This window comes from Bradyrhizobium sp. HKCCYLS20291 (genome assembly GCF_051167715.1).
In the GTDB taxonomy this organism is placed as follows: Bacteria; Pseudomonadota; Alphaproteobacteria; order Rhizobiales; family Xanthobacteraceae; genus Bradyrhizobium.
Genome location: NZ_JBNPTO010000008.1, coordinates 253,826 through 276,031, shown reverse-complemented (window position 1 = coordinate 276,031; position 22,206 = coordinate 253,826). Strand labels below are relative to the sequence as shown.

At 65.9% G+C, this 22,206-nt stretch carries 18 protein-coding genes and 1 pseudogene; 14 read left to right on the top strand and 5 right to left on the bottom strand.

Annotation, left to right across the window (positions count from 1 at the left end):
* The first annotated feature begins 70 nt into the window (after positions 1-70).
* Positions 71-1,756, top strand: a complete 1,686-nt coding sequence (locus ACQR07_RS20180; protein ID WP_434903921.1) for a tannase/feruloyl esterase family alpha/beta hydrolase — start codon at positions 71-73, stop codon at positions 1,754-1,756.
* A gap of 4 nt (positions 1,757-1,760) precedes the next feature.
* Here ACQR07_RS20180 and ACQR07_RS20175 read toward each other — a convergent pair whose 3' ends face one another.
* Both ACQR07_RS20175 and ACQR07_RS20170 read right to left on the bottom strand, forming a co-directional pair.
* A complete protein-coding gene (locus tag ACQR07_RS20175; RefSeq protein WP_434903974.1) occupies positions 1,761-2,228 on the bottom strand; it encodes a DUF488 domain-containing protein in 468 nt (155 codons plus the stop codon).
* Between the two features lie 11 nt (positions 2,229-2,239).
* Positions 2,240-3,064 (bottom strand): DUF72 domain-containing protein, encoded by an 825-nt coding sequence (locus ACQR07_RS20170; RefSeq protein WP_434903920.1) that lies wholly within the window; start codon positions 3,062-3,064, stop codon positions 2,240-2,242.
* A gap of 152 nt (positions 3,065-3,216) precedes the next feature.
* Between ACQR07_RS20170 and ACQR07_RS20165 the strand changes: the two genes are divergently transcribed.
* From ACQR07_RS20165 to ACQR07_RS20155, 3 genes are all read left to right on the top strand, one after another.
* Positions 3,217-3,417 carry a hypothetical protein gene (locus tag ACQR07_RS20165; protein WP_434903919.1) on the top strand — a complete coding sequence of 67 codons (201 nt, stop codon included), beginning with the start codon at positions 3,217-3,219 and terminating at the stop codon, positions 3,415-3,417.
* 255 nt (positions 3,418-3,672) lie between these two features.
* A complete protein-coding gene (locus ACQR07_RS20160; protein WP_434903918.1) occupies positions 3,673-4,806 on the top strand; it encodes a glycosyltransferase family 2 protein in 1,134 nt (377 codons plus the stop codon).
* Positions 4,803-6,320, top strand: coding sequence for a glycosyltransferase family 39 protein (locus ACQR07_RS20155; RefSeq protein ID WP_434903917.1), 1,518 nt, complete (start codon positions 4,803-4,805; stop codon positions 6,318-6,320). The genes ACQR07_RS20160 and ACQR07_RS20155 overlap by 4 nt, the downstream gene beginning before the upstream one ends.
* Before the next feature lie 8 nt (positions 6,321-6,328).
* Here ACQR07_RS20155 and ACQR07_RS20150 read toward each other — a convergent pair whose 3' ends face one another.
* A complete protein-coding gene (locus ACQR07_RS20150) occupies positions 6,329-7,129 on the bottom strand; it encodes an FkbM family methyltransferase (protein WP_434903916.1) in 801 nt (266 codons plus the stop codon).
* Positions 7,130-7,780: 651 nt separating this feature from the next.
* Here ACQR07_RS20150 and ACQR07_RS20145 point away from each other — a divergent pair.
* The 8 genes and pseudogenes from ACQR07_RS20145 to lepB all read left to right on the top strand — a co-directional run bounded on the left by ACQR07_RS20145 (position 7,781) and on the right by lepB (position 18,643).
* Positions 7,781-8,953, top strand: a complete 1,173-nt coding sequence (locus ACQR07_RS20145) for a tlde1 domain-containing protein (RefSeq protein WP_434903915.1) — start codon at positions 7,781-7,783, stop codon at positions 8,951-8,953.
* A 1,148-nt stretch (positions 8,954-10,101) separates the two neighbouring features.
* Positions 10,102-10,314 (top strand): hypothetical protein, encoded by a 213-nt coding sequence (locus tag ACQR07_RS20140; protein WP_434903914.1) that lies wholly within the window; start codon positions 10,102-10,104, stop codon positions 10,312-10,314.
* A 27-nt stretch (positions 10,315-10,341) separates the two neighbouring features.
* Positions 10,342-10,878 carry an HNH endonuclease gene (locus tag ACQR07_RS20135; protein WP_434903913.1) on the top strand — a complete coding sequence of 179 codons (537 nt, stop codon included), beginning with the start codon at positions 10,342-10,344 and terminating at the stop codon, positions 10,876-10,878.
* A gap of 1,026 nt (positions 10,879-11,904) precedes the next feature.
* A complete protein-coding gene (locus ACQR07_RS20130) occupies positions 11,905-13,056 on the top strand; it encodes a slipin family protein (RefSeq protein ID WP_434903912.1) in 1,152 nt (383 codons plus the stop codon).
* A 636-nt stretch (positions 13,057-13,692) separates the two neighbouring features.
* Positions 13,693-15,033, top strand: a complete 1,341-nt coding sequence (locus tag ACQR07_RS20125) for an RtcB family protein (RefSeq protein WP_434903911.1) — start codon at positions 13,693-13,695, stop codon at positions 15,031-15,033.
* A gap of 78 nt (positions 15,034-15,111) precedes the next feature.
* Positions 15,112-15,693: a 2OG-Fe(II) oxygenase gene (locus ACQR07_RS20120; protein WP_434903910.1), complete on the top strand. Its 582-nt coding sequence runs from the start codon at positions 15,112-15,114 to the stop codon at positions 15,691-15,693.
* A gap of 253 nt (positions 15,694-15,946) precedes the next feature.
* Positions 15,947-17,292 (top strand): annotated as a pseudogene (locus ACQR07_RS20115) (RtcB family protein).
* A 136-nt stretch (positions 17,293-17,428) separates the two neighbouring features.
* The gene (gene lepB, locus ACQR07_RS20110) at positions 17,429-18,643 is read left to right on the top strand and encodes a signal peptidase I (RefSeq protein ID WP_434903909.1); all 1,215 of its coding nucleotides are present in this window, start codon (positions 17,429-17,431) and stop codon (positions 18,641-18,643) included.
* On the opposite strand, the gene ACQR07_RS20105 is transcribed toward lepB, so the two are convergent.
* On the bottom strand, positions 18,640-19,236 hold the full coding sequence (locus ACQR07_RS20105; RefSeq protein WP_434903908.1) for a cysteine hydrolase family protein: 597 nt from the start codon (positions 19,234-19,236) through the stop codon (positions 18,640-18,642). The genes lepB and ACQR07_RS20105 overlap by 4 nt on opposite strands.
* Before the next feature lie 141 nt (positions 19,237-19,377).
* On the opposite strand from ACQR07_RS20105, the gene ACQR07_RS20100 reads away from it, so the two are divergent.
* Positions 19,378-20,223, top strand: coding sequence for a LysR family transcriptional regulator (locus ACQR07_RS20100; RefSeq protein ID WP_434903973.1), 846 nt, complete (start codon positions 19,378-19,380; stop codon positions 20,221-20,223).
* Between the two features lie 167 nt (positions 20,224-20,390).
* The gene (locus tag ACQR07_RS20095) at positions 20,391-21,401 is read left to right on the top strand and encodes a hypothetical protein (RefSeq protein ID WP_434903907.1); all 1,011 of its coding nucleotides are present in this window, start codon (positions 20,391-20,393) and stop codon (positions 21,399-21,401) included.
* A 33-nt stretch (positions 21,402-21,434) separates the two neighbouring features.
* Here ACQR07_RS20095 and ACQR07_RS20090 read toward each other — a convergent pair whose 3' ends face one another.
* On the bottom strand, positions 21,435-22,007 hold the full coding sequence (locus ACQR07_RS20090; RefSeq protein ID WP_434903906.1) for a hypothetical protein: 573 nt from the start codon (positions 22,005-22,007) through the stop codon (positions 21,435-21,437).
* Between the last annotated feature and the right edge of the window lie 199 nt (positions 22,008-22,206).

Below are 22,206 nucleotides of genomic sequence, written 5' to 3'. Positions count from 1 at the left end.
TGGGCGATTTACATTGGGCGAGAGCCGCGTTTAACTGCCCGCCAACGAACAGCAATTCAGGGGGAAATGCATGATCCGAACCAGGACTTCGTTGGTGGCTGGACTGAGCCTCGTCTGCGCCGTCACCGCCGGCTCCGCGCAAGCCGAGGAGGCGAGCTGCAGCCAGGTGACCGCCGAGGCGCTGAAGGTCCCGGGGCTCGTCCTGACCGGATCGAAGCTGCAGGAGGCCGCCGACGGGCTGCCGCGGCACTGCATCCTCTCGGGCAAGGTCAACGAGCGCACCGGTGCCGACGGCCATGCCTACGCGATCCAGTTCGAGATCCGCCTGCCGGAGGCCTGGAACGGCCGCTTCCTGCACCAGGTCAATGGCGGCAATGACGGCGTCGTGGTACCAGCGCTCGGCGACAGGGCCGACGGCCTCGTCGGCGGCGGCGTGACGCCGCTCGCCCGCGGCTTCGCCGTGCTGTCGTCGGATAGCGGGCACTCCGGCAATGATCCCGCCAACAAGCCGCGCGGTCTTGCGGCGGGCTCCGCCTTCGGCATGGATCCGCAGGCGCGGCGCGACTATGGCTACGCGGCCGACGTCACGCTGTCGCCGATCGCCAAGGCGATCATCTCGGCGCATTACGGCAAGAAGCCGGACTATTCCTACATTGCCGGCTGTTCGAATGGCGGCCGCCATACAATGGTCGCCGCCGAGCGCATGCCGGAGCAATATGACGGCTTCCTTGTCGGCAACCCCGGCTTCAACCTGCCGCGCGCCGCCGTGCAGCACGCCTGGGACGTTCAGGCGCTGACCAAGGCCGATGCCGACATCCGCAAATCGATCACGCGCGAGGATGCCAAGCTGATCTCGTCCAAGATCATCGAGATCTGCGACGGCCTCGACGGCGCCAAGGACGGGCTCACCGCGAACCTCAAGGCCTGCCAGAAGGCGTTCAACTTCGATAGCCTGCGCTGCGCGGCGGGCGCGACCGACGCGTGCCTGCCGGCCGCCAAGGTCGATGCGCTGAAGACGATCTTTGCTGGTCCCCGCAATTCGAAGGGCGAAGCGCTGTATTCCGATTGGCCCGCCGATGGCGGCGTCGGCACCGGCAATTGGCGCGCCTGGAAGGTCGAGAGCCCGGTGGCGCCGTGGAACAACCTTCCGATCATCGCCACCATGGGCGGCGCCTCGCTGAACTACATCTTCTCGACGCCGCCCGTGGAAGTCGAAGGCTCGCCCGACAAGCTGGTCGAGAAGCTGAAGGCCTACGACTTCGACAAGGACGCGCCGAAGATCTACGCGAAGGAGGGCGCGTTCACGGAGTCCGCGATGGACTTCATGGCCCCGCCTGCGGTCGACAATCCGACCTTGCCGGCGTTCCAGAACGGCTCCCGCAAGATCCTGATCTATCACGGCCAGGCCGATCCGGTGTTCTCGGTCAACGACACCATCCACTGGTACGAGAAGCTCAACGCCAATGTGCAGGGCAAGGCCGACGGTTTCGCGCGCCTGTTTGCGCTGCCCGGCGAGACCCATTGCGGTGGCGGCATCACGCTGGAGAAGTTCGACGCGCTGGGCGCGCTGATGGACTGGGTCGAGAAGGGCAAGGCGCCGGAGGCGATCACGGCCTCGGTAAATGCTGCCAACAAGGAAGTGCCCGCGAGCTGGACGCCGCAGCGGACCCGGCCGCTGTGCCCGTGGCCCAAATTCGCCAAATACGTCAGCGGCGACGTCGAGCAGGCATCGTCCTTCACCTGCGCCGCGGAGTGACGGCTCAAATCTGAGGCGCGACCAGGTTCTCGACACGGACTTGGTCGCGCTTCTCGATGATCTCGGCGATCCATTGCCGGTGACAATGGGCGTGGTCGCGCTCGTAGCAGAGCAGGCACACCGGGCCGGCGCTCTTCACCAGTGACGCCAGCTCGTCCATCTGCTCCTTGGCCTGCGGCGTCTTCAGATGCGCGCTGTAGATCTTGTGCAGCGTATCGTAGTGACCGCTGCGGGCCGCCTCGCGGCCTTCCTTCGGCGTGCCGAGCCCGCGCAGGTGGACATAGCCGATGCCGCGCTCGTCAAGCCCCGCGGCAAGCTGGCTCTTCGAAAAGCCCGGCCGCCGCGACGCCGCCACCGCGCGAACGTCGACCAGCAGCTTGACGCCGGCTGATTGCAGCTCGTCGAGCACGGCCTTTGCCGGCGTTTGCTCATAGCCGATGGTGAACAGGCTGTTGCTCTTGGCATTGGCCATCATGACGCACCTCAGCTGACCCGTTCGATCAATTCCATGGCGCCGGCTGGCGCGCGCACCTTGCCCTCGTGGATGACGTAGGCGAACACGTCACGCGGCGTCTTCTTCGCAGATGTCTCATCAACCCGTGGCAGATCATCCGGTTCACCGCCGGCGGCCCACAGCTGCAGCCGCTTGGCCCAGGCGTCGAGCTGTTTTGGCGGATAGCAGGTCTTGAGCTCGTCGTTGCCCTTCTGCAATCGCGCATAGACGAAGTCGCCAGCGACGTCGGCGATCGCCGGATATTTGCCGTGCTCGGCGTACACCACCGGCGTCGCGAACTCGCGCAGCAGCTTGACGAAGCCGGGCACGCAGAAACTGTCGTGCCGTACCTCGACGACGTGGCGCAGCTTGCGGCCGTCGATCTCCCGCGGCAGCAACTCCAGGAACTTGCCGAAATCGGCCTCGTCGAACTTCTTGGTCGGCGCGAACTGCCACAGCACCGGGCCGAGCCGGTCGCCGAGTTCGAGCACGCCGGTGTCATAGAAGCGCTTCACGGAATCGCCGGCCTCGGCGAGCACGCGGCGATTCGTCGCGAAGCGCGGGCCCTTGAGCGAAAAGATGAAGCCGTCGGGCACCTCGCGCGCCCATTTGCGAAAGCTCTCCGGCTTCTGCGAGCCGTAATAGGTGCCGTTGATCTCGATCGAGGTCAGCTTGGAGGCGGCGTATTCGAGCTCCTTCGATTGCGGCAGCTTGTCCGGGTAGAACACCCCGCGCCACGGCGCGAAGGTCCAGCCGCCGATGCCGATATAGATCTGGCTCTTGGATTGCGAGGCACGTGCAGGCGCTTTGCTCACCGGAAGTTCCACTGCTGAGGAGAGGTATTGGAGCGGGGACAGTAGTCAACTGCGGCAGTCCTGGCCAGTTGCCACGGTGTTGCGCCGCCGCTCTTCCAGCTGCCCCGAGCCTCGTGTATCCAGGACGCGGGCCGGGAAGGGGAGACATGGCAATGAGAGCGGAATCTGTCGGCGGCCTGCTGGGCGCAATCGTTGCGGCGGCCGTGCTTGCGTCGGCCTTCTATTTCGTTCCGGTCGGGCCGATGGCCCGCCACATGCAGCCGGGCAAGGTCGAGGTGCCGCCGACCGCCGTGCAGACCGTTCCCGTCGCACCGGCGGTGCGGGGACCGGTGGTCCGCGAGGTTCCGAACTAGCCCAGAACGGGGGGCCTTGCATTCCGGCTGGGGCACCCCATCTGGGTGGGGACGGTGACGTCGAGCTTCATCGGCTCCGGTACCGAGACGACCACGGCAGAGCGGTTGCGCCGGATGTACGCGCGCCCTTTGTTTGTGGTCGTTGGCATTTTGGGGCCGTGCGATGCCCGGCGGCATCACAGCGGGCTTTTTGCCGCTGTCCAGGGGCCGTTGCGCTTGGCAGTGCCGGATGCGGCGGATATACGCATCCGCACCATGAACGAAGCCATCCGATCGGCCCCGCCCGTGCCGCTGCAAACCTCTGACATTCCGGTTGTTTCGGTGGTCGTGCCGACCTTCAACGAGCGCGACAATGTCACCACGCTGTACCGGCGGCTGGAGGCGACGTTCAAGGACGTGCCGTGGGAGGTGGTGTTCGTCGACGACAACTCGCCGGACGGCACCTGGCAGGTGGTGCGCGAATTGTCGCGCAATGACAACCGCGTCCGCGGCATCCGCCGCATCGGCCGCCGCGGCCTGTCCGGCGCCTGCATCGAGGGCATCCTGGCGGCCAGTGCGCCCTATGCGGCCGTGATCGACGCCGATCTGCAGCATGACGAGACCCAGCTGCCGAAGATGCTGGCGTTGCTGCAGAGCGGTGCGGCCGAGCTGGTGGTCGGCAGCCGCTACATCGCGGGCGGCAGTGCCGCGAGCTTCGACAGCAAGCGAGCCGGCGCCAGCGCCTTCGCCACCGAGATCGCGCGCCGCGCGCTCAAGGTCGAGGTCAACGACCCCATGAGCGGCTTCTTCATGATACGCCGCGATCGCTTCGAGGAGATCGCGCCGAAGCTTTCCACGCAGGGCTTCAAGATCCTGCTCGACATCGTCGCCAGCGCCGAGGGCGGGCTGAAGACTGTCGAGGTGCCCTATACGTTCGGCTCGCGCCTGCATGGCGAGAGCAAGCTCGACTCGATGGTTGCGCTAGACTTCCTTGGCCTCGTGCTGGCCAAGATGACCAACGACGTGGTGTCGCTGCGCTTCCTGTTGTTCGCCATGGTCGGCGGCACCGGCCTCGTCGTGCATCTGGCCACGCTCTTCCTCGGTCTCAATGCGTTCGACATGCCGTTCGCGGAAGCGCAGGCGCTCGGCGCCTTCGTCGCGATGACCTCGAACTTCATCCTCAACAACTTCCTCACCTATCGCGACCAGCGCCTGAGGGGCTTTGCCATCCTGCGCGGCCTGCTTGTGTTCTATCTGGTCTGCTCGGTCGGCCTGCTCGCCAATGTCGGCGTCGCCTTCTCGGTCTACGACCAGGAGCCGATCTGGTGGCTGGCGGGCGCGGCGGGCGCTCTGATGGGCGTGGTCTGGAATTACGCGATCTCCGGATTGTTCGTCTGGCGCAAGCGATGATCGCTGCGGCAGCTGCCGACGACGCGAGGCTGGTCCGCAACGTCTGGCTGACCATCGCGGGCCTCGTCGTGCTCAGGCTGATTGCGGCTGCGGTCACGCCGATCACCTTCGACGAAGCCTATTACTGGATGTGGTCGAAGCATCTCGCCGGCGGCTATTACGACCACCCGCCGATGGTTGCCGTCGTCATCCGCCTGGGTACGCTGATCGCCGGCGACAGCGAGCTCGGCGTGCGGCTGGTCTCGATCCTGCTCGGCCTGCCCATGAGCTACGCCGTGTATCGCACCGCGCAGATCCTGTTCGGCAGCGTGCGCGTGGCGGCAACCGCTGCGCTGCTGCTCAACGTCACCCTGATGGCTGCGGTCGGCACGCTGATCGTGACGCCCGATGCGCCGCTGCTGGTCGCATCGAGCTTCGTGCTGTTGTTCTGCGCGAAGGTGCTGGAGACGGGCAGGGGCGTCTGGTGGCTCGCCGTGGGGGCTGCGGTCGGCGCGGCGCTGCTGTCGAAATACACCGCGCTGTTCTTCGGCGCCGCGATCCTGATCTGGCTCCTCGCCGTGCCGAAGCTGCGGCATTGGCTGGCCTCGCCCTGGCCGTATCTCGGCGGCGCCGTGGCGTTTGCGATCTTCTCGCCGGTCATCCTGTGGAATGCCCATCATCAATGGGTGTCGTTCATCAAGCAGCTCGGCCGCGCCAGGATCGAAGGCATCAGGCCGGTCTACATCGCCGAGATCATCCCGACCCAGTTCGCGTTTGCGACCCCGCTGGTCTTCATCCTCGGCCTCATGGGCCTCTACGCCCTGGCGCGGCGCAGGGCGGGCGAGGCGGCGGCCCGGCTGCTGGTCGAGGTCATGGTCTGGGTCATCGTCGTCTATTTTGTCTGGCACGGCCTGCATGCCCGGGTCGAAGCCAACTGGTTCGCGCCGATCTATCCGGCCTTCGTCGTCGCCGCGGCGGCGGCCGCCCATCTCGTCGCGTGGCAGCCGCGCGAGCAGCGCACGGCGGCCTTCTGCCTGCGCTGGGCGCTGCCGGCCGGCGTCGTGATGTTCGTTGCGCTGATCGTGCAGGCCAATACGGGGCTGCTCTCGGGCTACAGGCGCGACGCCACCGTCCGCAGCGTCGGCGTCGGCTGGCGGCCTCTCGCCGCCGAGATCGAAGCGGCCAGGGTCCGCGCCGGGGCCAACTGCGTGCTCGCCATGGATTACGGCACCACCGCGTGGCTGTCGTTCTATCTGCCTCGGGGCACCTGCGTGCTGCAGCCGATCCAGCGCATCCGCTGGGTGAATTTTCCTGAGCCTGATCCTGCCAAGCTCGCGGGAACGCAGCTGCTCGTCGACGAGGCGCAGATCGGAACGCGGTTCTACACCAGCAGCACATTCGCTCGCGTCGAGATGGTGGGCGAGGCGCCGCGGATGCGCGGCCCCCTGACCATCGAGACCTATGCCTTCTACGCGCTCAGCGAGCCCAAGGGCGACGTCATCGATCGCACCCCGCCGCCGGAGCTGCAGCGCTGACGGCCGCATCAGGCCTGCTGCGGAATGATGTCCCCCATCGACTTGTCGCGGCTGTGGATCGCAACCATGTTGATGCCCGCGTCGACGGTCTTGTAGCCGCGGCGTTCGAGCCATTGCCGCAGCTGGTCGGCATCGGTCTTGATCTTTTCGATCAGCATGATCGGCGTGCAGCGTTCGATCGTCGACGCGGCGCCCTCGAGCGCCTCGATCTCCATGCCTTCGACGTCGAGCTTGATCAGGTCGCAGCGCGGCAGATTGAAATCGTCCAGCGGCAGCTTGCGCACCTCGACGGTATCCTTCGCGTAGTCGATGGCCTGGCCGATGAACTCGGTGTTGGGCCGCTGTCGCAGCTCGAGGCTGCCGAAGCTCGACGGCGTCAGATAGTTCGGGCTCGGGATGTTCAGCACGCCGCGCTCCGACGAGACCGCGGCATGGATGGCGATCGCGTTGAAGCAGTTGTTGATCGCGATGTTGCCGGCGAGCGCGTAGTAGATCCGCTCCTGCGCCTCGACCGAGAGCACCGAGCCCCAGCCGGTCATCGCCTTGGCCCATTCGATCGTATGCACGCCGATATTGGCGCCACAGTCGATCGCTACCGCACCGTCGCCATGATGCCGGCGGCGCACCAGGAGCAGTCGAACCGCAAGCTGCACTTCCGAAGGGTCGAAGGCGCCGCTCTCGAGAATCTGATAGCCGACGCCGTAGCCTCTGGTGGCGTCGACCATGCGGTAGTCGAGCCGGTTGACGATCATGGTGCCGTGATTGCTCGAGGCAAGAACGAAGGCCAGCTTCCGGTCGGGGATCTGCATGGAGGTCCTTCTCGTGTCGTTTCGGCAGGAGCGGACGCGGAACGATGTGCCGACGAAGTGATGCGGGGAATCGCTCGCTACCATACCGCCGCCCATGGCTGCGTGCCGCAAAATCCGGAATGCTACGGGTGCTACGCAGGCGCAGCTGCCGGCTGCCGGGCCTCGATCGCCACCGGCCGGATCGGTCCGGTTGATGGGGGCGACCCATGCGCCCCTTTACGTAACCAATACTTGCACCGGCATCGCAAAGATCCTCGGGCCCACACGGGGGCAGGGCCCGTTGATCATCGAAGACTGCGTATTTTACCTTGCCAATGCTTCGCAACGAGAGATCATTGATTGACGCGGTCTGTCGGCGCTCAATCGTTAACGCGATCTGCGATGTTTTACGGATTCGGCGGATGGTCGAATGCTGTCGCCCCGGAATTTCCCGGTGCGGCATTATTGCTTCGATCTGCAATTTTGCCCTGTTTCCGCCCTCTTTGCCGGCAAAACAGACGTTCATGGTTAACCCGCCCTTAATCCGTCAAAACTTAATCAGCATTTAACTAAAAGTCGCCTTAATGAAGCTCGGTGCTTCTGCGAGATGCAAAGCGGGTGTCCGTGACGCATCGCGTGAGAGTTTTCGAGTATTCGTTCGGGCGTGAGTGAATGAGTAAAAGTCGAACTGCGTTGGCTGCACGAAACCGCAGGAAATCCTCCCTGATCGCGTTCTCTCACAAATTGATTGGTGGCGCGGCTGTCGCATGCCTGATCGGAGGCTGCGCCGTCCTGGTCTATACCAAGATCATCGCGGCCGACGCCTATCCGACACTCGGCAGCATCGAGCAGGACGAGCCCGTTGTGCGCCCAGCGCCGCCGCGGATCGTGGCGCGTAGCGCGGCTGATGCCGTGGGCGACGCGTTCTCGGCCTTCCCGGAAACGCCGGCCACCACCACCGTCGCTGCCATCACGCCGCAGATGTTCAACGACCGCTTCGGCGCGGCCGTGCCGCAGGGCATTGCTTCCAACGCTGCCGCCGGTGCGCCGCCGTTGCCCAGGCTCGCCGACGCTGCGCCGAAGCTGATCGAGACCAAGCCAACCGATGCCAAGCCCGCCGAGGCTGCCAAGGTCGCGGAAGTCCCGAAGAAGGATGCCCGGCCGCCGATGCAGCTGGCGCTTGCCAACACCAATCCGAAGCCGTCGGCGCAGCCGCCCGCCACGACCCCGGCGCAGGCCGCCGAGGGCAACGCGCCGAAGAACAGCTTCTCGCTGCGCGCCATGACCGAGCGCGCCAAGGCGGCGGTGCTGTCGATCGCCGGCGAACGCCATTCGATCCAGGAGAAGCTCTGGGGCAAGCCGGAGAACCAGGATGGCGGGCTCTTGGCCTACGCCTCGGCTGACGCCAACATCACCGCCAGCATCGCCAAGGATCCGACCCGCGGCGGCCGGCCGCCTTACGACCTGAGCACCGCGGTCTACGACATCTCGGCCAAGGCCGTGTATCTGCCCGACGGTACCAAGCTCGAGGCGCATTCCGGCCTCGGCGACAACCTCGACAAGCCGAGCTCGGAAAAGATCAGGATGCGCGGCGTCACCCCGCCGCATATCTACGAGCTGAAGCCGCGCGAGGCGCTGTTCCACGGCGTGCCGGCACTGCGGCTCAATCCGATCGGCGGCGAGGACGCGATCCACGGCCGTAACGGTCTCTTGGCGCACACCTTCATGCTCGGCCCGAACGGCGACTCCAACGGCTGCGTGTCGTTCCGCGATTACTACGCGTTCCTCGATGCCTACAAGACCAAGGGCATCCGCAAGCTCGCCGTGCTCTCCCGCGTCGAGTAGAGCGGGCAGGGAATCCTTGTTGTCCGAGGTCCCGTAGGGTGGACAAAGGCGCGGCACCGCTCGCGCTCCGCGAATACTCTTAGTCGACGCCGTGCCCACCATCTCTCGAAACAACACGCTGCTTGCCGGTGGGCACGCTGCTGCCTTCTGCGGCCGCTTTGCCCACCCTACGTATCCTGCTTGATGCACGCATGGCATCGCGTTCTCGCGGCGGATGACGCCCGAGTGCTGCTGTCGACATCGCCCTCGAAAATCGTGAGAGGGCGCGGGGAATGCCGGGTGAGGGCCTCACCCATGGCCCGCCTGCAGAAAAGAAAGCAGGCGGCAGTCACCACAGGTTCAGCCGCATCATCCGGCATTCCCCGCGCGATGGCCTTACGGCTTATACGTGGTCTCCCTGGTGCGCCGGCTGTCTGGCCACCATCGGTCGGAGCACGTCGGGCCCTCGACCTTGACACCAGCGTCGGGGTGTCAGGACATCACGACTTCGCCGTGCGCGCCGGATCGTTCGTCCGCATGATCAGATCACGCTGCGACCGACGCGCCCACCGCATCCCGCCCTCCACGTTCGTGACGATCGCGAGGCGTCCCTCTCATGAGGACGGGACGCGGGCATGATGCATGATTTCTGATTTTTGAAAACAGAAAAATCGAGGGCCGGTGGGCTGGCGCGGCTGATCCTGTTGAACGTCTTCAACAAATGAGTTTCTCTGCGCATCCGTTTCGGGGCCCCCGACGGGCGCTGATCGGCCGGCTGATCAGCAACAATGCCCAACTGATTTGCCCGACGGGCAGTCTGATTGTTGCAAATTCGTCGCGGTGTGCGGGCGAGCCGCAAGCGCGCCTCACGCTCCGGCCTTGACGGCTTCGGAAAATTCTGCGCATAGCTCTGCCCCATCGAAAATCGGACCGCCGCATTCAGGCGCTCCCTTGAGGACCACGACCGTGTTGAGCCTACGCTCACATCTCGCGAACGTCGCCACCAACGAACGACCGTTTACCTGGTCGCGCGATCGGTTCGGCATGGGCGTCGCCTGTCAAGGTCCAAGCTATCTCGTGCTGTCCCTGAGCAAATCGGGACACCCAATTCAAGCAGAAGCGTAACCGGCGGCGGGATCTCACCCTCCGCATTTCGAGCGGAGGGTCCGATGACCCGCATGATCAGCCCAGACTTTCAAGCCTCTGACCACATTCGCGTGTTCGGCTCGCCGGTCGCGCTTGCCTTCGTGCGCATCGTGATGGCCTGCCGCGGCGTCAGCGAGGCAACGGCCCGCCAGATCTATCTCGACTACATCAACGGTGTTCGGCCGGAGCGCGCTCCGGACGAAGGCAGCTGCATTCAGGCGCATCGCCATCGATGAGCCTGCCAGAAGGAAAGGAGGTCCGCGATGTCAGCAACACACCCCGCACTCGTTCTCAACGCCGACTTCCAGCCGCTGAGCTACTTCCCGCTCTCGGTGTTCAGCTGGGAGAACGCGATCAGGGCGATCGTCAGCGGCTCTCACATGGTCGTCGCTGAGTACGATCGCGTCGTGCGCAGCCCGAGCGTCACGATGCGGTTGCCGTCGGTGATCGCGTTGCGCGACTACGTCAGGCCGGCGATGCGCGTGCCGTTCACGCGCTTCAACGTCTTCCTGCGCGATCGGTTCGAATGTCAGTACTGCGGCGTGCGCCATCTCCACGGCGAGCTGACGTTCGACCACGTCGTGCCGCGCGCCGATGGCGGCGAGACGTCGTGGACCAACATCGTCGCCGCCTGCAGTCCCTGCAACGCGCGCAAGGACCGGCGCTACGTCAAGCCGCGGCGGCCGCCGTTCGAGCCGACGCGGCACGAGTTGATGGCCGCACAGCGCCTGTTTCCGCCGCGTTTCTTGCACGTGACGTGGCAGGACTATCTCTACTGGGATGTGGAGCTGGAGCTGTGATTGCCTCCTTGCTCGCGTATGTAGGCCGGATGAGCCCACGTCGCCGCCAAATAGGCGGCGGCGTGGGCGATATCCGGATTCTCGTGAGCTGTGTGTGAACCCGGAAGTCGCTTCGCTCATCCGGACTACCACTTGCCTCGTGCTTTGGCGGACAGCTTGTTGATCTGCATGCGATGTTGCAGTGGTCTCATCGTCATTCCGGGGCGCGCGCAGCGCGAGCCCGGAATCCATAGCCACAGCCTTTCATTTGGCACGAGATGCGAGTGGCGCTTGTATTCGACAAACTTCCGCTCGTTGTTATGGATTCCGGGCTCGCGCTACGCGCGCCCCGGAATGACGGAGAGGATGTATTTGCGTCTGTGACCAGCGAACGAGTTAGAATTTCAGATGTAGTTACTAATTAGCACTTGCACAATAAAATTAGTTGATCTATGTGCAGCGTCCTTCGCTTCGGCCATGGGTTCGGGCTCGCTGAGATCCCGACTGGTGCGCGCCGGTCTCCGGTGGCGTATTCCGCTGAAGAGAGGATGCAGTTGCAGGTCGCCGTTCCCTTTGGGCCGGCCCTGCTGCAAAAGGATAGCTCAGTGGGTAGAGCAGATGATTTTGGTTCATCGGGTCGCGGGTTCGACTCCCGCTCCAGCGCTCCGGAATAGCTTGAAAGCTAGGCGCCTCTTCTGACGACGAGGACCGGACGCGCGCTTCAGTCGCGGTCCGGCCGTTTTGCTCCGAGGCAATGCCTCGGACATTGCGACCTGATCAGGACACTGCAGAGCCGGCTCTGTGCCGCGGTGGATACCGCGTCGTCTGCGCCGGGACAGCCAGCGCATCGCCACGTCCGCTTCGGCGGCCGTGAGATGCGCGGGCGCCCGTGCGCAGGCGACGCTCAAGCCGCGGCCCGCTCGGTTCAGGCAGGACGCGCCGTCCGGTCCTCACGTCCTTTGAATTTCAAACTGCTGCAGGCGCAGGCCTGCAGCCAACAGAGCGGGGCCCGGCATCCGGCCGGACCTTGCGTGACAGGAGAGTGTCATGAGCTGGCATGTGATGATGAAGACGCAGACGGTGGCGGATGGCGAGCGGGCGCTGGTCTGGCGTGACGGCCAGCTCGTGCGCGTGCTCGGTCCCGGCCGCCATGCGCTGCTCGATCCGCTGCACCGGCTGACCGTGCAGCTGTTCGACGTCGTCAAGGCCGAGTACAGCGCGGATCGTTACGCGGTGCTGAAGGCGGCGCGGCCCGATCTCGCTGCCGAGCTGTTCGAGGCGGTGGAGACGGGCGCGAACGAGATCGCGATCGTCAGCCTCGACGGTCGGCCCGCGCACCTGCTGACGCCCTGGCAGACCCGCGTCTACTGGAAGGTGGCCACGCAGGTCGAGGTCGAGCGGATCGACATCACCAGCGACGTGCGCGTGAGCGCGCGGCATCTGGCGATGATCGAGCGCAACCGCCCGGGCATCGTGACCGAGGTCGTGGTCGAGAACCACGAGGCCGGTCTGCTGCACGTCGACGGCCGGCTGACGGAGCGGCTGGTGCCGGGCCGGCATGCCTTCTGGGCGGTCGGTCGCAAGATCGAGGTCAAGCGCCTCGATCTCAGGCCGACGGCGCTGGAGATCACCGCGCAGGAGATGCTGACCAAGGATCGCATCGCGCTGCGGGTGACCTTGACGGCGTTCCGCCGGATCGTCGATCCGGAGGCGGCGGTGGCGACCACTCCTGACGTGGATGCGTGGCTGTACCGCCTGGTGCAGTTCGCGATCCGGGAAGCGGTGGCGTCGCGCACGCTCGACGAGGTGCTGGCGGCGAAGGCCTCGCTCGATGCCGAGCTGCGCGACTACGTGCGCGCGCGGCTCGACGGTTCGGGCATTGACGTGACGGAGCTCGGCGTGAAGGACGTGATCCTGCCCGGCGAGATCCGCGAGCTCGTCAACAAGGTGGTGGAGGCGGAGCGGGTGGCGAAGGCCAACCTGATCCGCCGGCAGGAGGAGACCGCGGCGACGCGCTCGCTTCTGAACACCGCCAAGCTGATGGAGGAAAACCCGCTGCTGCTGCGGCTCAAGGAGCTGGAGTCGCTGGAGCGCCTGGTCGAGAAGGTCGGCCGCATCGACCTGCATGCCGGCGACGGCGCAGGCCTCGATGCGCTGCTGACAAAGCTGGTCCGGCTGAAGACGCCGGATGCGGCGTGAGCCGCAACTGATGAGAAAGGCCGCCCACGGGCGGCCTTTTGTTTGCTCGGACGACACCGCATCGACGGTGCGTAGGGTGGGCAAAGCGACGCCTCGAGGCGGCGCGGGCCCACCATCGGGCGGCAGATGGCGCGGCGAGACGGTGGGCACGGCGCCTTTGCGGTCTCGAACGTGGAGAGAGCGTGACACGCCTTTGCCCACCCTACGGCTGCTGCGCTTGCCGCCGATCGCGGCTTTACAAATTCGAAAATTCCTGTAAGAGCACGCGCCAACTCATTCGGCGGCATTCCGCCTGCGAGAGACCCATGTCGATTTTGAACGCACGCCAGATAGAGGACATCGCGCTGCCGCTGCTGCGGCGCCGTGGTTGCGTCCTGTGCGTGCCGGCGGTCTCCGCGGCAAGTGCGCTATCCCGTCACAATCAGCTCGCAGCATAGCGAGGCAGCGGATCGATCCTCTGCCTTGAAGGCCAGAGAGACGATTCGTCCGGTTCAGGTCCCCTCGGGGACGCCCCATCAGATCCATCTCTCTGTTTGCATCAACTGATTTGCGCGGCATCACGCCATGCAGGTCTGCCACACGAGTGCCGCGTTGGCGCTGGTGTGTCCGCATTCGAAGACGAGAGAGGAGGATCACATGAGAGCCGATCCCTATCAGGAGCGCGCGCGACAGCTGGCGATCGAGGCCGGGCTCGATCCGGATGCGCGGGTCGAGCGGCCCGGGCAGCGCTCGATGCCGCTGTGGTGCACCTTCCGCGATGCGGCGCGCAAGGAGCAGCTCGCGCGCGAGGCCGAGGCGCTGGCCGACACCGTGGCGAGCCGGCCGCAGGCGGCGCAGTATCAGAACAGCCCGCTGAAGGTGTTTGGCCAGCACGATGACGCGACCATCGCGCAGATGAAGAACTGCATGGCCGTGGGCAACGCCGTGGCCGGCGTGATCTGCGCCGACGGCCATCTCGGCTATGCGCAGCCGGTCGGCGGCGTGATCGCCTATGAGAAGCAGATCAGCATCTCCGGCGTCGGCTTCGACATCGGCTGCGGCAACATGGCGGTGCGGCTCGACACGCCCTTCAGCGCGATCGAGGACAAGGTCGGCGCGATCATCAAGGACGTCGCCAAGGTGATCTCGTTCGGCGTCGGCCGCAAGAATGCCGAGCGCGTCGAGCATGCGCTGTTCGACGACGCCGAGGCGTGGCGGGAGTCCGATATGGGTGAGTACCGGCAGAAGGCGGTCGGGCAGCTCGGCACGGTCGGGTCGGGCAACCACTACGTCGATCTGATGCGCGACGAGCAAGGCTTCGTCTGGATCGGCGTGCATTTCGGCAGCCGTGGTCTCGGCCATACCTCGGCGACGCGCTACCTTAAGGCCGCCGGCGGCAAGGACGGCATGAACGTGCCGCCCGCCGTCGTCGACGAGGACAGCGAGGTCGGCCAGCGCTACATCGCCGCGATGCAGCTCGCCGGGCGCTACGCCTATGCGGGACGCGAGTGGGTGGTCGAGCGCGTGCGCCAGATCATCGGCGGAGGCGTCACCGACAGCGTGCACAACCACCACAACTACGCGTGGCGTGAGACCCACGACGGGCGCGATCTGTGGGTGGTGCGCAAGGGCGCCACGCCGGCCTTTCCGGGCCAGCGCGGCTTCGTCGGCGGCTCGATGGGCGACGACGCCGTCATCATCGAGGGCGTGGAGTCGGAGGAGGCGAAGGCCTCGCTGTATTCTACCGTGCACGGCGCCGGCCGTCTGTTCGGCCGCAGGGAGGCGAAGCGCCGCTTCACGCGCGCCGAGATGGACGAATGGCTGCAGGGCCGCGGCGTCACCCTGGTCGGTGCCGACCTCGACGAAAGCCCGATGGCCTATCGCCGTCTGCCCGAGGTGCTCGCCGAGCACGCAGGCTCGGTGAAGGTCGTCCACACGCTGCGGCCGTTCGCCGTGGCGATGGCCGGCGAGGGCGAGTTCGATCCGTTCAAGGATTGAGCGAGTGCTCGGTTGAAACCGCATCGAAACATCACGGGCCGCTCACGAGCGGCCCGTCACCTTCCGGAGGATCCGATCATGACCGAACTGACCTGGAGAGCCGACAACATCGAGACGATCGCGAATTTCCTCTCGGCCGAGGAGTGCGATGCCTATGTGAGCTGGGGCGAGGCCCTCGGCTTCACGGACGCGCCGATCTCGACCTCGATGGGCATGATCATGGCCAAGGACGTGCGCGACAACGAGCGGGTCATGGTCGACGATCGCGATCGCGCGCAGGCGCTTTATCAACGGCTCAGCCGCCACCTCGCGCCGGCGTTCCAGCATCGCTGGCAACCGGTCGGGCTGAACGAGCGGCTGCGGATCTATCGCTACGATGTCGGCCGGAAGTTCGACTGGCATCGCGACGGTCATTTCGCGCGCGACAACGGCGAGCGCAGCTATTTCACTTTCCTGATCTACCTCAACGATGATTTCGAGGGCGGCGCGACGTCGTTCTGCGACGACACCGGCCTGATGCCGGAGGGGCCGTTGCGCATCAAGCCGGAGAAGGGCATGGCGCTGCTGTTCCATCACCCGATCATGCATCGCGGCGATCGGGTGATACGGGGCCGCAAATACGTGCTGCGAACGGACGTGATGTATCGGCGGATGACATGAGGGGTGAGCTCTCTCCTCGTCATTCCGGGGCAGCCGCGTCGCGGCTGAGCCCGGAATCCATAACCACGAGCGGAAGTGGATCGAAGACAAGCGCCACACGCATCGCGCGACACACCCTGGCGTGTGGCTATGGATTCCGGGCTCGCGCTGCGCGCGCCCCGGAATGACGGCGGAGAGGGAGGCGAGGGCTGCGGCAATGAACGCAGATGCCGCACGCTGCTACAAATGAATCAGACTGAACACGAGACCCGCCATGATCGACGGAAACACACTGATCGCCTGGGGCTTCAAGCCGGGCCGCTGGTTCAAGGACGGGCTGGCGACGGCCAACGCGATGCGCGCCGGCGGCGCCGATGACGATGCGATCTTCATCGCGCTGCAGGCCTTGCAGCCGGCGGAGACGTTGATGCGCACCAATGGCGTACCCTTCGCGATGCTGATCGAGGCGGAGAACGAGCTCGAGCGGGCCAATGTCGCGGCGGTGGCGCAGCATATGGATGCCTTGATGCGGGTGCCGACCATCGTGGCTGGGGCTGTCATGCCGGACGCCTGCCCGTCGGGCACGGCGCTCGGCACCATCCCGGTCGGCGGCGTGGTGGCCTGCGAGGATGCCATTCACCCGGGCTTCCACTCCTCGGACATCTGCTGCTCGGTGGCGGTGACCGTGTTCGGCCGCAACGACGATCCGAAGCGCATCCTCGATGCGGTCCACGCCGTGACCCATTTCGGTCCCGGCGGCCGCGACCGGCTGCACCAGCCGCCGGACGAGATGATGCAGGGCTTCGAGTCCAATCCTTTCCTGAAGGGATTGGAGCGCTTCGCGGTCGGCCATTTCGCGACCCAGGGGGACGGCAATCATTTCGCCTTCGTCGGCCATCTCAAATCGACCGGGCAGCCGGCGCTGGTGACGCATCACGGCTCGCGCGGCTTTGGCGCGCGCAGCTCTACAAGCGCGGCATGGCAGTGGCGAAGCGGCACACCGCGATCCACGCGCCAAAAATCCCGGAGCACAGCGCCTGGATCAAGGCCTCGAGCGATGACGGCCGCGCCTATTGGGAGGCGCTGCAGACGGCGCGGCTGTGGACGCGCGCCAACCATCACGCCATCCACGATCTCGCCGCGGCGAAGCTCGGCAACAAGGTCGTCGATCGGTTCTGGAACGAACACAACTTCGTCTTCCAGAAAAGCGATGGCATGTACTACCACGGCAAGGGCGCGACGCCGAACTGGTCGGGCTTCTCGGCCGACGACGATGGCCGCACCATCGTGCCGCTCAACATGGCCGAACCGGTGCTGATCCTGAAGCATCGCGACAACAAGGACGCGCTCGGCTTCGCGCCGCATGGCGCCGGCCGCAATCTCGGCCGCAAGGCGTTTTTGCGCGCGCATCGTCCGGAACTGCCCGAGGGCATCGATGCGCGGTTCTATTGCGGCAAGCCCGATTTATCGGAGCTGCCCCAGGCCTACAAGAACGCAGCCGCCGTGCGGGCGCAGATCGCACGCTTCGGGCTCGGCGAAGTCGTCGACGAGGTGATCCCCTACGGCTCGATCATGGCCGGCGACTGGGAGGACAGCGCGCCGTGGCGGAAGAAGCGGTGAGGGCGCCATCGTTCGTGGCGTTGCGTGTAGCCGCGTCGCTTGCAGCTGATCGGGGTGATGGCGACCGCCGGCCGGCTCCGATCCTGGCGCTCTCTTGCCAATCCTGTTAGCTGGTCGTCGTGAACGAGGAGACCCCATGTCCGAGCCCATCGCAGCGCCCCCCTCGCGCTCGCCTCTGCTGTCAATCTGGTGGGCGCCCCGCCGGGCGGCCGATGACATCGTTGCCGCGAGGCCGGGCGCATGGCTGGTCCTGTTGCTCGCCGTGTTCGGTGGCATGGCTGGCGCCGTCAATCTGCTGTCCGGCGTGGTCGGCACCGGGGGCGGCCTAATCGACGGGCGTCTTCTGCTCGGAGCGCTGCTGGTCGGCGGCAGCCTGTTCGGTGTCGTCTCCCTTTACGTCTCGGCCTACCTCCTGAGCAGGGTGGGGCGCTGGCTCGGCGGCGAGGTCTCGGCCGCGACGATGCGTGCGGTGCTGGCCTTCGCGATGCTGCCGAGCATTCTGGGTCTGCTGCTGAGCCTGCTGGTGGCCTGGCTGGTGCCGTCGGTCAGCAGTGCCGTGTTGCAGCTGATCAGCGGCGTCTGCGCTTTATGGGCGATCATCGTCGCGTTGCTGATGCTGGCGCGCGCCGCGCGCTTCGGCGTCGGCAAGACGCTGCTCGCCTATGCCGTCGCGACGTGGTTGATTCCCGTGCTCGCGGCGTCGCTGATCAGGAGCTTTCTTTTCCAGCCGTTCAGCATCCCGTCCGGCTCGAACGTTCCGACGCTCCTGGTTGGCGACTACGTGTTCGCCACCAAATACGCCTATGGTTATACCCGCTTCTCGATTCCGTTCTCGCCGCCGATCTTCTCCGGGCGCCTGCTGCCGCGCGACCCCGCGCTTGGCGACGTCGTCGTGTTCCGTCTGCCGGACGGCCAGACCGACTACGTCAAGCGGATCGTGGGACTGCCGGGCGACCGCGTGCAGATGAAGGAGGGTCAGCTCTTCATCAACGATGCGCCGGTCGCGCGCGAGCGGATCGATGACCTCGTCGATGCAGATGCCTGCGGCACTGAGAACGTTCGCCGGGTCAAGCGTTGGCGCGAGACGCTGCCCAATGGTGTCAGCTACGACACGCTCGATTGCGTCGACGGAGGCTACTACGACACCACCAACCCGTACAGGGTGCCGCCGGGCCATGTGTTCGCGATCGGCGACAATCGCGACAATTCGACCGACAGCCGCATGCTGACGGCCATCGGCTACATTCCGTTCGAGAACCTCATCGGCCGTGTCGGCATGATCTTCTTCTCGCGCGAAGCCGGCGCGCCCGGACATGTCCGCTTCGAGCGGATCGGGACCGTGGTGCGCTAGACCAGCGCGGCGCCATCGCGGGCGATGATGGCGAAGCGATCGGACAGTTCGGCCAGCGCCACGTCGTGAACCAGCGCCGCCGGCAGCGTGCCGCCCTTGCCGTCCGGCAGGTCGCGCGTCGCGCAGCTCTGCGCATCGATGGTGACGCGCCAGCCGAGATCGAGCGCGGCCCGCGCCGTCGACGACACGCACATGTGCGTCATCAGGCCGGCGAGCACGAGGTTGTTGCGGCCGGCTGCGGTGAGGCGGGCCTGCAGATCGGTGCCGGCGAAGGAATTCGGCAGCGTCTTTTCGATGACGGCCTCACCCGCGAGCGGCGCCACCGCTGCAACGATCGCGCCGCGCGGCGCCTCGCGGTCGAACAGGCTGCCGGCCTTGCCGCGATGGGCGACGTGGATGATCACGCTGCCGGCGGCCCTGGCGCGGGCGAGCAGGCGGGCCGCTTGCGCGATCGCGGCCTCGGCGCCGGGCAACGCCAGCGGGCCGTCGCGATATTCGCTCTGGATGTCGATCAGGACGAGGCTGGAGTCGGCGAGGGCGGGCAGGCTGAGATCGGCACCGGCCAGCTGCAGCAGCGTCGGAGGAATGGTCATGGCTTGGTCCTGCGTTATGAGTTGACTGGCGCAGGATAGCCGGGATCCGTCCTGCAGGATTGCAGGGAAATCGCAGCCATTTGCTGCAGGATTGCAGGCCATGGGTCGTCATGCTACGGCCGGAGAATGAACCCTGGTGATCTGAACTGGGACGACCTGCGTATCGTTGCCGCCGTGCGCGATGCGGGCAGCTACGCCGGCGCCGGCGCACGGCTGCGCATCGACGAGACCACGGTCGGCCGGCGGCTGTCACGCATCGAGGCGGCGCTCGGGGTCCGGCTGTTCGAGGCGGTCGACGGCGTGCGCCGGCCGACGGCGGCCTGCGAAACGGTGCTGGCGCATGTCGACGCGATGGCTGGTCATGCTGCCGAACTCGCGCGGGTCGGCGCGGTCCAGACCGGCGTCGGCGGCCGGTTTCGCATCGCTGCGACGCCTGCCGTTGCAGAAGGCATTCTGGCGCCCCAGATGGCCTTGCTGCTGGGCGCACATCCCGGCCTGCGGCTGCACGTGCTCACCGCCAGCCACAATGTCAGCTTCTCGCGCTGGCAGGCCGACTTTGCCATTCGGTTGCGCAAGCCCGACAAGGGCGACTTCACCATCACGCGGCTCGGCAGCGTCAGGCTCCATCTGATCGAGCCGGCGAATGCGGCGCCGGACTTCGTCTGCGCCTATCCGGACGCGCTCGATGACATTCCCGAGCAGCAGGTCCTCAAGCAACGCAAGCTCATCGATGCCGCGCGCTGTATCACCGACAATGTGCGGGTGATGTCGGAGTTGCTGCGCAGCGGCCAGGCCGCGGCGGTGCTTCCCGAGCACGCCTGCCGCGATCTCCTGTCCGACCGCACGCTGCGGATCACGCAACTGCCGCGCCGCCGTGACATCTGGCTCTTGGTGCAGACGCATCTGAAGCGCGATCCCGCCGCGCGGGTGATCATCGACTGGCTGCGCGATTGCTTTGCGGACTATCAGGGCGCGCAGGATCGGTAGGGGTGGCAAAGGCGTTGCCGATGATGGCGCCGTCTGCCGCACAAAGGCGATCGTGATCGGCATGAGACGCTCGCGCCGCGTCCTCGTCTGCTTGACAGCTCCAGGTTGGGCAACGCAACGTGCGGCCAGCGGGAGAGTCTCCCGCCCGCTTTCGTCCTGGATTCCGCATGACCACGGCTCTGCACCGCAACTCTTTCCATGTTCTCGGCGCGACGCCGCGCGATCCTGCCGTACGTCTGTTCGCGCTGTCCGAAGACCCGGAGATGGCCGCAGATGCCTTGGCTCGACGAAGCGCGTGCGCCCGACTGATCAACCCGCGTATCCGTCTCGAGGCGGAGCTTGGGTGGTTGCCCGGAGTGTCGGAGCAGCAGGCGTCATTGGTCGCGCTCTGGCTCGATCGGCTCGAAGAGGTCGATCCGGCTGCCGCTCTGCCGCCGCTGGCGCTTGCCAACTTGATCGCGGCGGGCATGGAAGAGCGGCGGAGTCCGATGGGCCGGAGCGCGGTCGTCCTCGAGAGCCTTCGGCTCGCGTCAGCGACCGACCTCATCGACCTCGACGATCTGCTGAACGACATCAATTCGGATCGCGCCGCTGCCGGCATTCTCGCCGTGCCGAATGTCGATGTTCTGAACCGCGCCTTGCCGGCGCAACGGCGATACCATGTTCGCGTCATTCGCGATCTCCTGGACACGCTGCCGACCAGCGAGCTGATCGAAGCGGTGGTCGAGGTCGTCGCCCAGAGCACGCAGCATGGCAGCCGCCAGGCGCCGCTGCTGGTCAGTGACCTCGTTGATGCCTACGAGAGGGAGGCGCAGAAATTCGCAGCCGGCGAGATGGCCAACGCCGACCGTCTCATTGCGCGAATCCGGACCGAAGCTGCGCAACGCGACAGCCTGATGACGACGACGATCGATGCGCTCGGCAGGGTCGCGTCAAACTGGACGCGGGTGATGAAGCCGATGCAATTGCTGCAGCGGGCCAATGGGGTCGATCATGCGACCAGCAGGGAACTTGCGCTGCGGATGCGCAGCCTCGCGATCTGGCTGTGCAACGACCAGCGCATGATCGAGGCGATGCGGCAGATCTATGCGATCCTGCGCCGTGAGTTCGGCCTGCTCGCGGCGCTTTCGGCGCGTCTCGAGCAGGATCTGGCGCCGGCGCCACGGCAGGCCGGCTGACGCCACGCCGACCGTCGCCCGCGGACGAGCGCGTCAGCGCCACGCCGCGAGCTGGTCCGTGGCTTGTGTCCTCAGGACAGGACGGAGCAACTCGATGCGGCGTTGCGCGGCATCGAGGTCGGACTGCCGGTAGTTGTAGTCCAGGCAGCGCAGATTGTAGTCCGCGACGAGAGCATTGAATCCGTTCAACTGTGCCGGAGACTGCTCGTCGACCAGTGGATCCATGACGTTGAGGCGGGCGCTTTCCGCCAGGCAATACAGGATTTCCGATTGCGTCAGCGAGCGTTTCAATCCTGCCTCGGGCTTGACCTCGGAGATCGCCGTCGACTGAATCGTGGTGGACTGCACGCTGGGCGAGGACGTTGGCGGCGAGCTCTGGATCGTCGGGCCCGGCGCATAAGTGATGACAGAGGTGGGCGTGTAGGTCGGATTCTTGGGAAGTCCGTAGGATAGGAAGAGCTTCGTGATCAGCAGGCCGACCCCGACGACCAGACCGAGATACAGTTTGGGGTGCTCCGCCGGCTTGGCCGGCGGGTCGACGCGATCGGGAATCGCTGAGACCTGATCGGCTAGGCCGGCAAAGCCCATCGGCGGTTGATCGGTCATGATGTGTTGTCGTCTCGAATGAAGTCGTTGCCAATTCGTCCGCGGCTGCGCCGGTCGTACGTAGCGGCGGACGGATAATGATATGACCCAAATCCAAGATGCAAGAGGGCGCCGGCCCTCGCTCCGCGTGATCGACGTCGACGAGCTTGGACGCAGACCGAACGCGTCCAATGCCGGTCACCCAGCGGTTGCGTCATGC

Coding starts and splice junctions, on each gene's coding strand:
- ACQR07_RS20105 (WP_434903908.1), bottom strand. CDS start 19,236: ATGACCATTCCTCCGACGCTGCTGCAGCTGGCCGGTGCCGATCTCAGC.
- ACQR07_RS20095 (WP_434903907.1), top strand. CDS start 20,391: ATGACCACGGCTCTGCACCGCAACTCTTTCCATGTTCTCGGCGCGACG.
- ACQR07_RS20120 (WP_434903910.1), top strand. CDS start 15,112: ATGACCGAACTGACCTGGAGAGCCGACAACATCGAGACGATCGCGAAT.
- ACQR07_RS20150 (WP_434903916.1), bottom strand. CDS start 7,129: ATGCAGATCCCCGACCGGAAGCTGGCCTTCGTTCTTGCCTCGAGCAAT.
- ACQR07_RS20090 (WP_434903906.1), bottom strand. CDS start 22,007: ATGACCGATCAACCGCCGATGGGCTTTGCCGGCCTAGCCGATCAGGTC.
- ACQR07_RS20145 (WP_434903915.1), top strand. CDS start 7,781: ATGAGTAAAAGTCGAACTGCGTTGGCTGCACGAAACCGCAGGAAATCC.
- ACQR07_RS20160 (WP_434903918.1), top strand. CDS start 3,673: ATGAACGAAGCCATCCGATCGGCCCCGCCCGTGCCGCTGCAAACCTCT.
- ACQR07_RS20140 (WP_434903914.1), top strand. CDS start 10,102: ATGACCCGCATGATCAGCCCAGACTTTCAAGCCTCTGACCACATTCGC.
- ACQR07_RS20130 (WP_434903912.1), top strand. CDS start 11,905: ATGAGCTGGCATGTGATGATGAAGACGCAGACGGTGGCGGATGGCGAG.
- ACQR07_RS20135 (WP_434903913.1), top strand. CDS start 10,342: ATGTCAGCAACACACCCCGCACTCGTTCTCAACGCCGACTTCCAGCCG.
- lepB (WP_434903909.1), top strand. CDS start 17,429: ATGTCCGAGCCCATCGCAGCGCCCCCCTCGCGCTCGCCTCTGCTGTCA.
- ACQR07_RS20125 (WP_434903911.1), top strand. CDS start 13,693: ATGAGAGCCGATCCCTATCAGGAGCGCGCGCGACAGCTGGCGATCGAG.
- ACQR07_RS20180 (WP_434903921.1), top strand. CDS start 71: ATGATCCGAACCAGGACTTCGTTGGTGGCTGGACTGAGCCTCGTCTGC.
- ACQR07_RS20155 (WP_434903917.1), top strand. CDS start 4,803: ATGATCGCTGCGGCAGCTGCCGACGACGCGAGGCTGGTCCGCAACGTC.
- ACQR07_RS20175 (WP_434903974.1), bottom strand. CDS start 2,228: ATGGCCAATGCCAAGAGCAACAGCCTGTTCACCATCGGCTATGAGCAA.
- ACQR07_RS20165 (WP_434903919.1), top strand. CDS start 3,217: ATGAGAGCGGAATCTGTCGGCGGCCTGCTGGGCGCAATCGTTGCGGCG.